A 13570-nucleotide genomic window follows, 5' to 3' on the forward strand; every position below is an offset into this window, starting at 1 on the left:
TTATGCAACCGCTAGGTAATTATGACTGACCCCGCTCTACATACGCTTATTACAACGACGTCAGCAGCATTGCTAGCGTACATTGCACTGTGGTCAGGGCTACAAACGTTTAATGCTAATCCTACCAAGCGCTTTATGCGTATTTGGGTGAAGCTCGCATTATATTATGCCGCTTACACGATGCCTGTTTGGGTGATATTGCTTATCATGGTTTGGTCACAGGACCTGATACCGATGTTAGCGCAGCTATCATTACCTGCCGTACTGATGGCAATATTGATGATGGGTTTATACTTTTTTACTGTTATTGTACAACCCAACCGCTTACGACTAGAGCATCATTCTATTGACTTAGACTTGTCTACACCGCTTAAAGTCGCTGTATTAGCAGATTTACGTATAGGAATATACGGTGGTAAGCCGCGTCATATCCGCAAGCTGGTCTCTACTATTAATGCCTTGTCAGCAGATGCCGTACTGATTACTGGGGACTGGCTATATTATCCTAGTGCAGATTTAGTGGGTCAGTTAATGCTATTTAAAGGGGTGAATAAACCTGTTTATACAGTCATGAGTACCTCGGACTTGCGTTATCAATCTATGAATACGACCAAGCAAGGTCAGCCACTACTAGAAGATACATTGGCCAGTACTTTTGATGTACTCGATATTAACTATATCGGTCAGCAATGTACGTCACTACCACTCAAATGTGCAAGAGCAACAAATAAGCAGTCAGTCGTCAACCAGTCGACTTATCGAACTAACAATCAAGACAGTGTTGAGCAAGAAAACTCGAATACAAATCCATTAGTAGCGGTGCTTTGTGGCTGGCAAGATGTGCCCAAGCAGTCTACAGATATTGAAACGTCAGAGGCGACTGATAAAGCAATGCTTGGAACAGAGATTGCCAATGCCACCAGTCCAGTGATTATCTTAGCATCACGATTTGATAGTATCAGTGATCTGCCAAAATCTTTACAACCACGCCCTTTGTTGATAACAGGCGCTGCTAAGGCTATTCAAAAGAATATCCTGCTTGCTCAAAAACAAAACGACATTCGACGCAGTAGTGAGCAGTCAGCATTGCTATATAACAGTCGCATGGGTAAGCAGCGCGGCCTATATCAACATGCAAGTGCACAGATATTTGTCAGTAGTGGCATCGGTACGAGAGGGTTGCCTTTTCGATTCTATCGACCTACTATCGATGTGTTGACGATTCGTTAATATTACATAAGAGACTTATCAGCGCACGTTGATTACGCTAAACTGCTCCTGTAGTAGTGCGATTATTTATTTGGAAGGTTTTAGGCCAAGCTTTATATATTTAAGCAAAAAATAATTCCCGTTTTTTGGTACTAAAATTATGTGCTGACTGCCAATTGATTGATAGCGGTCAAATCAAAATATGCTACACTAACGGGCACTCTTATTATTATATTTCTGTCGGTTAGTAAGCAGGCCTATTACTCTTGGTAGATGGCCATCACGATACTGATATCGTAGATACAATCATCTATGATAAAAACGCTATTATAGTAAGTAGAGACGCAGCATTAACATCAAGTAAGTTACGCCATCAGCGTTTATCAACGCACACAAAGCAATGGCCACTTGCAAACGACCTATCATGTGACAGCTTTAATAAAAGCTAGGATAATACAGTAAGGCACGGTTATGAGCACAGCATACGACGAGATCAAAACCCGACTACAAGGCTCAATGGTAGCCTTGGTAACGCCCATGCACCCTGACGGTAAGGTCGATTATAAACGTCTCGCAGATCTCATAGATTGGCAGATCGAGCAGGGCACACACTGCCTTGTGGCTGTTGGTACTACTGGCGAATCAGCGACTCTATCTATGCAAGAGCATAGCGATGTCATTCGCTATTTTGTCCAGCATGTCAAAGGTCGTGTACCGGTCATCGCGGGTACTGGTGCCAACAACACGATGGAAGCCATCAAGCTGACTCAGGATGCTGCCGATGCAGGTGCGGACTGTGCGTTGCTAGTCGCTCCTTACTACAATAAGCCACCACAAGAAGGCTTATTTCAGCATTATCAAGCCATTGCCAAAGCCGTAAATATACCGCAAATGCTGTATAACGTGCCTGGACGTACAGTGGTTGATATCGCTCAAGAAACGGTCGAGCGTTTGTGTGATATCGATAATATCGTTGCTATCAAAGATGCGACAGGATCTGTCGGTCGCGGTGAGCAATTGATAAAAGCCGTTGGTGACAGAATGGTTGTGTTATCTGGTGATGATGGCACTGCGCTTGATCTAATGAAAGTAGGTGGCAAAGGCAATATCTCAGTAACGGCCAACGTGGCGCCAAAAGCCATGAGCGAGACTTTTTCTGCGGGTTTACGTGGTGATTTTGAAGCAGCTGGTAAAATCCATGACGTGGTCAAGCATTTGCACCGCGACCTATTTATCGAATCAAGCCCTATCCCAGCGAAGTACGCCTTGCATAAAATGGGCATTATCGATAAAGGTATCCGTCTGCCATTGGTTTGGCTCGCGGAGCAGCATCATGCGACTATCGATGAAGCATTGGTTCGAGCAAACATACGATAAATTGATATTTAGCCAATTGATATTCGGCGATTTAAGACTTGCTGCACATTAGATGAGTGCCATTCGAGCTAGCAGCAAGTCAACTTATCACGATAAGTCAATCGCCTACATGAGCAATAACTGCTAACTCAGAGAGACAACATGATGACAGTAACATCAAAGACAGCATCATCAAAGACGACAAAATTATTTCCAGCAATGCTGACCTTGGTTTTAGGTAGCACTTTGGTATTAAGCGGCTGTCAAGCAACTAAAAACTTGCTTGGTAAACGTGACAACGGTAGCTTAGATTATCAGCAGAGCAAAAAGCTAGCACCAATAGAGCTACCTGCTGTCCAAGAAACGGCACCTTTTGTACCTTTATATTCAACACCTAATGCTGGGGCAAACACGCTCAAACTACAAAATGAGTCAGGCAATCAGTATCAGCTGCCAAAACCTCAGCGTGCTGTTAGCAGCACTTCGAACTAAACTTATTCCCTTATCTATATCGCTGACTGTTGCGTTTTTTATCATAGCCGCAAACCATGTATCTTACATCAGTCAGCGGTAGCTGCGCGTTTTTACCACATAAGCTTGAACGAACAGGAACCCCCATAATGCAAAAGCAACAACTGCTGTATAAAGGTAAAGCCAAATCTGTCTATGAAACAGAGAACAATGACCTTCTGATTTTGCACTTCCGTGATGATACCTCAGCGCTTGATGGTAAGCGTATCGAACAATTAGCACGTAAAGGTGTGGTTAATAACCGCTTTAATGCTTTTATCATGCAAAAATTGTCTGATGCTGGTATCGAAACACATTTCGAGAAGCAGTTGTCTGATGATGAAGTGTTGGTTAAACGCTTGGACATGATTCCTGTAGAGTGCGTGGTTCGTAACTTTGCAGCTGGTAGTTTGGTACGTCGTTTAGGCTTAGAAGAAGGTCAGGCATTGACGCCGCCGACTTATGAGCTTTTTTATAAAGATGATGCGCTAGGTGATCCGATGGTTAACGAATCACTTTCTGTATCTCTTGGCTGGGCGACCAAAGAGCAACTGGCTAAAATGGAAGAGCTAACCTATCAAGTCAACGATGTACTAAAGGCATTGTTTGACGCTGGTGACTTGATTCTAGTTGATTTTAAACTAGAGTTTGGTGTATTCCATGACCGTATCGTATTAGGTGACGAGTTCTCACCAGATGGCTGCCGTATCTGGGACAAGAACACTAAAAAGAAACTTGATAAAGACCGTTTCCGTCAATCATTAGGCGATGTGATTGAAGCTTATGAAGAAGTGGCTGACCGTATCGGTGTACCATTAAAATAAGTATCAGATACTTAGCATAAAATAAAAAACTGAGCCATGTGCTCAGTTTTTTTATGGCATTATATTTATGATGGTACCCTAGTGAGGACTTGAATGATAGACTGTAGGCTAATAGCATCAATGGTTTGAGCGTATAAAGTACTGTGAGTGTACTTAGTAATGTACATGAAATAGAATTCCCAATAATATCTATCCTAATACTTAATCTCTCCAGCCTAAAGTGATCAAATTTAGTATTTCGCTGCTATTAAACTCGAAGTGTATGTATTTGTTCTTATCTAAGTAATATTTAATAAACTTCTCTTTTTCAACGTTAGGCATTCCTAGGCTTTCAACTACTTCTGCTCTAGTTGAAAAACGCTCAATATTATCGAAAAGCCTATCTCCTAATACGTATTTATCATAATCTTCATTAGCTACCATAAATATAAAGATAGCTTCCAGCACTTTATCTGTAAAACTAAATTCAACACCATGTTCTGAAAACTGATAAGAACTATACTCAATCCCTTCAATTTCCATAGTTTCCATAGAGAACCTTGGCCCTGGCAACACCATAGCATCTAGAATTTTTTCATTGCCTTCTATTGTACCTAGACTATTTAAATAGATATTAACTTCACCTGACAACATTAGCATTTTATTCTAAGCTCCTTACCTAGGAACAAAATACACCCGTAACTATTTACCAATACGTGATCGATGCGCTATACAGGCATCGAGCTTCTAGTGTTAGATGCAACTTTAGTAATTATGAAATAATCAGCGTTAGTCTTAATAATAAATCATTTATCAATTGCTAAGGCATTAAAAAAATACTGATATAGGAAAATGGCATGAAAGCAAATGATCAAATTATTTATCAAAAAATAGGTGAGTTGCTATGGTCAGTAATGTCTCCGAAAGATAATAATATTGTTTTTAGAGGACGTATTTATTCTGAACATCAAGACTTTCAGTTACTATGTGAAACAAATGAAGGGCCTAAATATATAGAAATGACAAATGATCTTTTCTTTGATTTACGAAAGCTGATGAAAGACTTGAAGCAATGCTTAATTTTCAATAAAGAACCTTGGACACAGTTTAAAATTGTCTTAAATAAAGATGGTAGTTTTAAAATTGATTTCGCTTATATTTCTGAAGAAGATAGTTGGCCTGGTTTATATATGAGGTCAGTTAGCGACTTAGATCAGACTGAGCTTGATGAATACTATATCCCTATGAAGGAATGGGAAAGATGTGTGAGTTCTAAAAAGTAAAAAGGCAGCTCAAATTCTCTATAACTAAAGCATAGTTTCGTAGAGTATACCCCAACGGAACTAGCTAATTCACTCTCCAAACGTATTAATAGACCACTTAAAACAGACTGCCATAATGGAACCACTTGTAACAGACTATAATTCCTATCTATTTATCAACAGTATCACTCTTTAGGCACAGGCTTGTAGTTTAGCTCGTATAAAAAATCAAACATAGCGCCAACACTGTCCCCGATACCTTGTCTTGCTTTTATGCTAATTTGTTAGTACTTACTCATATTAATTAAACCATAAAATAAGGAAAGGTTTCGCTGATGTCTACTGCCTCATCAACCGTTTTGGAGCCTGACTGGTTCACTCGTCCGACCTGTGTGGTTGCTGCTGATCTGATTGGTAAGGTTTTATGTCGACAGCTAACCGATAGCGATGGACAGCAAAAAACGCTACGTATGCGTATCTCTGAGACCGAAGCTTATATTGGTCAAGATGACCCCGCTTGCCATTCACATGCAGGCACTCGAACGGCGCGCACAGAGATTATGTATGAGCAAGGCGGCGTGTTCTACGTCTATTTGACCTATGGCGTGCATCATATGCTAAATTTGATTAGCGGCTCTGTAGAGTCGCCTGAATCGGTATTGATCCGCGCTGGGTTTTTGACTGATGATAGTGACCGTCTGATCGAAGAGCAACAACTCAGTTCAGATAAACAGTTTACACATCCTAAGCAGTTCGCAGGTCCTGGGAAATTGACCAAACGCTTGCAAATTGATCGTCATTTATATGGCAAATCTATTTCGCCATCATCAGACGTTTGGATAGAAGATGATGGCTGCCAGCCACCTGTATCACTACGCCCACGTATTGGTATTGATTATGCAGGTGACGCAAAAGACTGGCTGCTACGTTATATATGGACTGATCACCCTTCTTTATCTAAGAACTAGCAGATTGAGATTCAAAACTACTCTATGAGGTAAACCTATGTATAAGTTGACCGTTTTCATTCCTGATACAGCGTTAGACAAAGTAAAGTCTGCTCTGTTTACTGCTGGTGCTGGGAAGATTGGAAACTATGAGCAATGCTGTTGGCAGGTACGAGGGGCCGGTCAGTTTATGCCATTATCAGGCAGTAACCCGCATATCGGTACACAGGATAGTTTAGAAACGGTCGATGAGTGGCGAGTGGAAATGGTAGTGGATGAAGCATTTATTGATGCTACCATTACCGCGTTAAAAGAAGTGCACCCCTATGAAACACCAGCTTATGATGTGATAAAAGTCTTGGATTTTTAGTTTTATATAGAAAAATATCAGCTTATGGAATGTAAAGCGTTCTATAAAAAAACCAAATAAGCCACTTGATGACTTATTTGGTTGTAAAGTTTTTCATTTTTCAACTGAGTATAAATAGTGAATATCAGACCTTAATGATCGATTAATCTTTTTTGAGTTTAATCACGTTGTAGCTTGGATAGCCTAGCTCGATTTTGTAATCGTCGCGTCCGCGTTCAGCCTTTATTTTAATCTTACGATCACCGTTTTTATATTTGACGTCTTTGACGCGGTATCCCATGCTACGGACTTTACTAGCAGCTCGTTGCTCGACAACGGAGACATAGCTGTTTTTATCGTTCTTTTTGTCTTTGTGTTTTTTATGACCTTTATTGTCCTTATGATTATGCTCGTAAAGGTCGTCATAGCCATTGTAGCCACTCGGCGCAGTCACACAGCCTGTGGTCACTGCCAATAAAGCTGCGACTATGCTGCCAGTCACTACCGTTTTTAATGTTGAAAATGATAGAGTTTTCATAATGATCTCCTAAGGATATATCGTTGCTCAATATGGGTAAAAGTTAAATGTACCGAGGTAGTTAGCTAAAATGCTGAAAGTAATCAATCTTTTCTGACTTTGATCACATCTAAATTTGGATAACTTAATAATATCTCATACTTCTGTGAACCGCGTTTAGCCTCAATCTCAAAGACACCGCGCTTGTTTTTTTCTTCAAGATCGATATCTTCAACACGGTAGCCCATAGCCCTTACTTTGTTGATAGCACGGCGTTTGATAGCTGGGTAACGTGATTCTCCTTTAATAGTATCTTCGACATCGCCTTTTTTATAGCGCTGACCATTTTGATAATTACCTTGATGCTTGTTTTCTTTATAGCGGTCATTATTCTTTTGCGACTTATTATTATCCCAGTTATTTGGCCATGCTTTTTTGCTTGAGCTGATGAGTCTTAGGGCAGGGTAAGTATACTTTAGCTCGTAGGCTTGGTTGTTCTTTTTAGCATAAGCCGTAAGAGCTCGATCACCACGGTAGCTATCAGCTCTGATATCTATAACTTGATAGCCTCTGCGGCGCAAGTCTTGTCGAAGCTGCTGACTTACACGATTAAAATTATTGTTTTGGCTATTATTATCACCACGATAGACAGGCTGATTGTCATATCCTGAGCCTACAACTGCACAACCCACTGTCGTACCCAATAATGCAATGACAAGACTAGTAGACATAATTGCCTTAATAGAGAAGGAGTTTATCGTTTTCATGGGGCAGTATCCTATGATGGAATTAAGTAGGCAGTGTAAATTAGAAATAACTATAACTATAACTATAACTATAACTATAACTATAACTATAACTATAACTATAACTATAACTATAAGATTTTGAAGGTATTCTGGTGCATTAAATTAGGTCGTAATCAATAATTATTTTTAGTAGTTTATTTTCCGAAATATTTCCTTACATTATCTATAATAGAGTACAAAACTTTGCGCTAGGTGTCATTTGCGTTAATAAGTTGTAATAATTGTGGTAAGTAAAATAGATTGTTGTAAGCATATGCTTACACGCAATGACGTTTACGCGACTTAACATACGAGTGAGAGTTAGGCATTATAGTCACACGGCATTAGGGAATGTGACTCAAGGATTGAGTTAACCGCATTAAGGATAATGATTCGATGACTAACGTCAGGATGACAATAGTGATTGAAGTAAGGACACATACCCTTTGCTGATAGCAGCAAGTAATACTGAAGCTGTAGTGTAGTAAAAAGGGCAGGATGCCCAGTATCACAATATACTGAATATTTGTGCAAGGATGCATGAAAAACAGTCGTGATAGGTAACATGGATAGTTAACAATAAAACCGCATAACAATTGATTGCTATGCGGTTTTATCGTGTCTGGAGAATGGTAATTTATTTTTCCGACAGCTTATCTATACAGTATAAATATGCCACAAAAAAACCGCATATATTTCTATGCGGTTTTTCAGTTTATTCAGTACAGTAGTTATGAACTAAATATATTAATATTTATTTTCTACACGCCAGTCATCTACCTCACGCTCTGCGTCTTCTTTGGCATGACCATAGCGTTCTTGTACGCGGCCTACTAGCTTGTCACGGCTACCTTCGATATGGGTAAGGTCATCATCTGTTAGCTCGGCCCATTTTTGTTTAACTGAACCTTTCATTTGGTTCCATTCGCCTTTTAGAGTATGTTCGTTCATTGTATTCTTCCTTTTATTGAACTTATTGTGTTTGATTTATTTCTTAATCACTATTTTGATTCTTATTTCACGATATCGATTACTGATACTACTATTTAATTTTTATTTTAATTGTATTGCACAAGGATAAATGATTGGTTCCAAATATCTTGTGAGATTAAATATAGGACTTTTCAATTCAGCTGTCTGTATATGCTATGTTTATAGTGTTACTTAATTATAGTGAGCGTTTACTAAGTGTTATATACAGGGCTGCTGTAGTAGTGCCACGTAAATTGCGTCTATTGTGCGTGATAATAACTCCTTCTATGAACTTGTTGTTTATATAAATATTAAGAAAATATATTATTATTCAAAAATACTTATGTAGATAAAAAAGCAGCTACTCAAAAATAGAGTAGCTGCTTTTTTATTGTCTTTGAAATTGATTGAAAGTTATTTCGTGGAATGTTTATTCAAATACTGATGATAGCGTTTGGTGAGTTTTTTTATTCGTATACGATCAGAAATCAAGGAGAAAATTGGTGAGGCATTTGGTTTGGGGGATTTCCCATGCCCCATGCGCTGTAATTGTCGCTTGATGACCGCCATTGTAGCAACTGCACTTAAGGTTTTATCTTTCCAACGTACCACAGGATTGTGAGCACTAAGCGTACTATCATTTTTCCATTCATTCGGTAGAGCAGGGTTCATGGCTAATGCGGTTCCCATACCAACCACTTCAATCCCTTGCGCCAGTACCTCTTCTGCGACAGCCAATCGCCTAACGCCACCTGTCGTCATGATAGGCATGGTAGCAACTTGAGCAATCTCTTTTGCGAAGTCTAAAAAGTACGCTTCTCGTTGCAACGTACGACCATCTGCTGAGCTGCCTTGCATGGCTGGGCTTTCGTAGCTACCACCTGATAGTTCAACTAAATCTACGGCCAATTCATTCATCGCTGAAATAACTACTTTGGCATCATCTGCATCAAATCCTCCGCGTTGGAAATCGGCCGAGTTTATCTTAACAGCAACTGCAAAGGTAGGCGCAACTTGAGCACGAACGGCTTTGATTACTTCGATCAATAGTCGCATACGATTCTCAATCGAACCACTATATTTATCTTTACGTTTATTAGTAAGCGGTGATAAAAATTGAGAAATTAGATAGCCGTGGGCGGCATGAATTTGTACACCATCGAAGCCAGCTTGCTCTGCTTTTAGTGCACTATCGGCGAACCGCTGTATCAGTTGCTCGATATCTTGCTGCGTCATCGCACGCGGTTTACCAAATAGATGGGAGTGCTTGCCTAAATCGATCGCCACGTCAGAAGGTGATAGCACATCGCCACCCATAGCAGCATATACTTGACGACCAGGATGATTGAGCTGCATCCAAACCTGTGTATTGTTGTGCTTGGCAGCATTTGCCCACGCTCTAAAAGGCGCTATCTCACTGTGTTTGTCCAATACGACACCACCAGGCCCTGTCATAGCGCGGCCATCGACCATCACGTTTCCCGTGATTAACAGGCCTGTCCCGCCTTCTGCCCAGTTCTTATATAGACGGAGCAGAGTAGGGCCAGAGACTTGACCGACATCAGCCATGTTTTCTTCCATGGCAGCTTTCGCTAAGCGGTTGGGTAACGTAGCGCCACAAGGCAGCACTAAAGGGGTGAATACAGGTGATGTCATGATAGTGGCCTAGAAATGGTTGTTTTGTGAAGCATGAGTTCTACTATGGGTTTGGCTATAGACATATGGTTTAAATGACTATAACCTTATAGCTAAGATATTCGCTATCGGCAATTGACCATTATCATCACATTTTTTTGGCACAATAGCACCTAAGGTAAATTACTGGTGTGTCGATATAATTATCTATTGAATAGGAAGACCTCTGCATTGAATGTACTAACGCAAGATTTGACAGTCCCAGTAGAGTCCAAACGTGAGCTGGCGAAAGCCAAGACTCGGCGTGCGTTATTAAAAAGTGCTTTGCGGTTGTATAGCGTGGAAGGTGCTCAGGGCATGAGTATGAATAAAATTGCCAAAGGTGCAGGTATCGCCCAGCCAAGTTTTTACAATCATTTTGAGAGCCTAGAGGCGCTGCAAAACGAGCTGAGTGCCCAACTAAAAAACAATTATCTATCACCGATGCGACTGGCATGGGTCAATATGCTCAAAGATTATGACCTATTGAGTAAAGATCAATTTAATCGGCAATGTCGACAATGCCTGATGATGATTTTTGATTCTGCGTTTGAGAATATCGCATTGTTTCAGCATTTGTTAGAGGATCGCCCACGATTTAGTGACAATATAGAAAACCAGTCATCATTAAATAATGGACTGGGCAATCTGATTACCGAAATACAAGAAGAGTGGACAGAGATATTCATTCAAGGATTGCAGTTATCTAATCGTACTTGCGAGCGCAGTGCTATCAATCTATGCGTCGATATGGCGGCGGCACAAGTACATGAGTTGATATTGGGCTGTCATCAGCAGCGTTACTCAAGGCAACAAGCGATTGCCACCTTGAGTATCAGCTTTGATGCACTGTTCACCAATTTTTTGCACGGAAGCAATACTAGTCAGTAGTGATAATAAGCAAAAATTATTGTCATGAAATCTAGAACAAAAAACACAACAGGGAGAGTGACTATGGCCACAACCACGGCTGCACCAACGTTAGGCGAAGCGCAAACGCATTTTAGAACTTGTACATTGTGCGAGGCAATGTGCGGCGTCGAAATAAAACATGATGGCGAAAAAGTCTTGTCGATTAAAGGGGACAAAAACGATCCCTTTTCACAAGGCTATATTTGTCCGAAAGCCACCGCTTTGCAAGATTTGCATGAAGATCCTGACCGTTTGCGTCAGCCGGTAGAGAGAACGGCAGACGGTTGGAAATCTATTAGTTGGCCAGAAGCGTTGGATAAAGTCGCCGCAGGTATTCAATCCATACAGCAAAAGTATGGTCAAAATGCGTTGGGTGTTTATCTAGGTAATCCTAACGTACATAACATGGGTGGTATGTTGACCATCAAACAACTACTTACCAGTTTAAAGACGCGCAGTCGTTTTTCTGCCACTTCTATCGACCAGCTGCCGCATCATATTATTAGCATGCATCTGTTTGGTCATATGCTGCGTATTCCAGTTCCCGATGTCAATCACACCCAATACATGCTTATCATCGGTGGCAATCCGCTGGCTTCTAACGGCAGTATCATGACTGCGCCCAATATGCGTCAAAAGCTAAAAGATATCAAAGCGCGCGATGGCAAGGTAGTAGTGGTTGATCCCAGACGTACCGAAACTGCAGACATCGCTAGCGAACACCACTTTATTCGTCCAGCGACGGACGTATTGCTGTTATTAGCTATGCTCAATGAAATCTATACGCAAGGCTATGCGAAGCTCGATACTAGAGTGGCGGCCTTGGCACCAGAGATCGATCGACTTGCTTTGTTCGCTGAACAATACACGCCTGAGTCAGTTGCAGACATCACGGGTATTACCGCAGCTGAGATCAAACGTATCGTCAAAGAGTTTTGTGAAGCAGAAAGCTCGGTTTGTTATGGTCGTATGGGTATCTCGGTGCAAGAGTTTGGTTTGCTAAGCCAATATCTATCTATGGTCATCAATATCGTCACAGGTCGTTTAGATGAAGTGGGCGGACTCATGTTCCCAAATCCTGCCGTTGACGTTGTGAACAGCTCAGGCCCAGGCTATTTAGGTAAACGCCATAGCCGTGTCAGCAATTTGCCAGATTTTAATGGCGAGTATCCAGTGGTTGCGATGGCAGATGAGATGTTAGTAGAAGGGGAAGGCCAGTTAAAGGGATTCGTTACGGTCGCTGGTAATCCTGTTTTGAGTACCCCAAATGGTGAAAAGTTAGACGAAGCATTATCACAATTAGAGTTTATGGTTTCGCTTGATTACTTTGTGACTGAGACCAGTCGCCATGCCAATATTATTCTGCCGCCTGTATCGCCATTAGAGCGCGACCATTATGACATTACTTTTAATGGTTTTGCCGTGCACAATGTCGCCAAATACTCGCCTGCTTTGTTTGATAAAACTGACGATACCAAGCATGACTGGGAGATTTATTTAGGATTGGCTGACCGCTTAGACAAAGATGCGCCAGAAGCAACGCAAAAAGAACGTGCCGCGACAAAAGCCTTTGGTCCTAAATTCTTGTTAGAGCAAGGTCTTAAGTATGGCCCTTATAAAGAGGTGACATTTGAAGCGCTAGTCGAAAATCCACATGGTATCGACTTAGGTCCGTTGCATCGTATGTTGCCAGAGGCTATTAAACACGCCGATAAACAAATTCATCTTCATGTCGATTTTTATCAGTCAGATTTGGCACGTGTCAAAGAGATGGTACAGCAGTACAACAGTAATGAGATTTTGCTAATCGGTCGTCGTCATGTACGTAGCAACAATTCATGGTTGCACAATAGCCATCGATTGGTAAAAGGTAAATCTCGCTGTACATTGATGCTGCACCCGCAAACAGCAGCACAACATGGCATTGCAGATGGTCAAGATGTCAGAGTAACTTCTCGAGTGGGTAGCGTGGTCATTGCAGCAGAAGTGACGGATGAGCTGATGCCAGGAGTGGTCAGTATCCCGCATGGCTTTGGTCACGGTCGTAAAGGGGTTAAGCAAAAGATTGCGCAAGCACATGCAGGGGTTAGCGTTAATGATTTGACCGATGAGACGTTGATTGATCAGTTGAGTGGTAATGCTGCAGTCAACGGTGTGCCTGTGCAACTAGAAGCATTGGATATGGGTGCAGATGGTTTATCTACTGCTACAGAGACTGTAGCGGAAGGCGCACTAGCATAAAGTTAATCGCAAGTTCATAGACATGCAAAA

At 41.2% G+C, this 13570-nt stretch carries 14 protein-coding genes; 9 read left to right on the forward strand and 5 right to left on the reverse strand.

Going from position 1 to position 13570, the window contains the following annotated elements:
* Window positions 1-21 precede the first annotated feature (21 nt).
* The 4 genes from B2863_RS08195 (at window position 22) to purC (ending at window position 3899) form a co-directional block, all read left to right on the forward strand.
* Window positions 22-1230, forward strand: a complete 1209-nt coding sequence (locus B2863_RS08195) for a hypothetical protein (protein WP_296209172.1) — start codon at window positions 22-24, stop codon at window positions 1228-1230.
* 450 nt (window positions 1231-1680) lie between these two features.
* Complete coding sequence (gene dapA, locus B2863_RS08200) at window positions 1681-2586, forward strand: 4-hydroxy-tetrahydrodipicolinate synthase (protein WP_101204579.1); 906 nt, start codon at window positions 1681-1683, stop codon at window positions 2584-2586.
* A 141-nt stretch (window positions 2587-2727) separates the two neighbouring features.
* Window positions 2728-3057, forward strand: coding sequence for a hypothetical protein (locus B2863_RS08205; RefSeq protein ID WP_414706913.1), 330 nt, complete (start codon window positions 2728-2730; stop codon window positions 3055-3057).
* Window positions 3058-3185: 128 nt separating this feature from the next.
* Window positions 3186-3899, forward strand: coding sequence for a phosphoribosylaminoimidazolesuccinocarboxamide synthase (gene purC / locus B2863_RS08210; protein ID WP_296209175.1), 714 nt, complete (start codon window positions 3186-3188; stop codon window positions 3897-3899).
* Window positions 3900-4100: 201 nt separating this feature from the next.
* On the opposite strand, the gene B2863_RS08215 is transcribed toward purC, so the two are convergent.
* Window positions 4101-4538: a hypothetical protein gene (locus tag B2863_RS08215; RefSeq protein ID WP_296209177.1), complete on the reverse strand. Its 438-nt coding sequence runs from the start codon at window positions 4536-4538 to the stop codon at window positions 4101-4103.
* A 197-nt stretch (window positions 4539-4735) separates the two neighbouring features.
* Between B2863_RS08215 and B2863_RS08220 the strand changes: the two genes are divergently transcribed.
* From B2863_RS08220 to B2863_RS08230, 3 genes are all read left to right on the forward strand, one after another.
* Complete coding sequence (locus B2863_RS08220) at window positions 4736-5161, forward strand: immunity protein YezG family protein (RefSeq protein ID WP_296209179.1); 426 nt, start codon at window positions 4736-4738, stop codon at window positions 5159-5161.
* A 314-nt stretch (window positions 5162-5475) separates the two neighbouring features.
* Window positions 5476-6108 (forward strand): DNA-3-methyladenine glycosylase, encoded by a 633-nt coding sequence (locus tag B2863_RS08225; protein WP_296209180.1) that lies wholly within the window; start codon window positions 5476-5478, stop codon window positions 6106-6108.
* Between the two features lie 37 nt (window positions 6109-6145).
* The gene (locus B2863_RS08230; RefSeq protein WP_296209182.1) at window positions 6146-6457 is read left to right on the forward strand and encodes an NGG1p interacting factor NIF3; all 312 of its coding nucleotides are present in this window, start codon (window positions 6146-6148) and stop codon (window positions 6455-6457) included.
* A 142-nt stretch (window positions 6458-6599) separates the two neighbouring features.
* On the opposite strand, the gene B2863_RS08235 is transcribed toward B2863_RS08230, so the two are convergent.
* From B2863_RS08235 to B2863_RS08250, 4 genes are all read right to left on the reverse strand, one after another.
* Window positions 6600-6974 carry a hypothetical protein gene (locus tag B2863_RS08235; RefSeq protein WP_296209184.1) on the reverse strand — a complete coding sequence of 125 codons (375 nt, stop codon included), beginning with the start codon at window positions 6972-6974 and terminating at the stop codon, window positions 6600-6602.
* Between the two features lie 83 nt (window positions 6975-7057).
* On the reverse strand, window positions 7058-7720 hold the full coding sequence (locus B2863_RS08240; RefSeq protein ID WP_296209185.1) for a hypothetical protein: 663 nt from the start codon (window positions 7718-7720) through the stop codon (window positions 7058-7060).
* A gap of 768 nt (window positions 7721-8488) precedes the next feature.
* Window positions 8489-8692 carry a CsbD family protein gene (locus B2863_RS08245; RefSeq protein ID WP_057758006.1) on the reverse strand — a complete coding sequence of 68 codons (204 nt, stop codon included), beginning with the start codon at window positions 8690-8692 and terminating at the stop codon, window positions 8489-8491.
* Window positions 8693-9127: 435 nt separating this feature from the next.
* Window positions 9128-10369: an NADH:flavin oxidoreductase/NADH oxidase family protein gene (locus tag B2863_RS08250; protein ID WP_296209187.1), complete on the reverse strand. Its 1242-nt coding sequence runs from the start codon at window positions 10367-10369 to the stop codon at window positions 9128-9130.
* A 210-nt stretch (window positions 10370-10579) separates the two neighbouring features.
* On the opposite strand from B2863_RS08250, the gene B2863_RS08255 reads away from it, so the two are divergent.
* A complete protein-coding gene (locus tag B2863_RS08255; protein ID WP_296209189.1) occupies window positions 10580-11278 on the forward strand; it encodes a TetR/AcrR family transcriptional regulator in 699 nt (232 codons plus the stop codon).
* Between the two features lie 63 nt (window positions 11279-11341).
* Window positions 11342-13540 carry a molybdopterin oxidoreductase family protein gene (locus B2863_RS08260; protein WP_296209191.1) on the forward strand — a complete coding sequence of 733 codons (2199 nt, stop codon included), beginning with the start codon at window positions 11342-11344 and terminating at the stop codon, window positions 13538-13540.
* Window positions 13541-13570: the final 30 nt, after the last annotated feature.

Source organism: Psychrobacter sp. UBA3480 (genome assembly GCF_002377945.1).
Taxonomy (GTDB): Bacteria; Pseudomonadota; Gammaproteobacteria; order Pseudomonadales; family Moraxellaceae; genus Psychrobacter.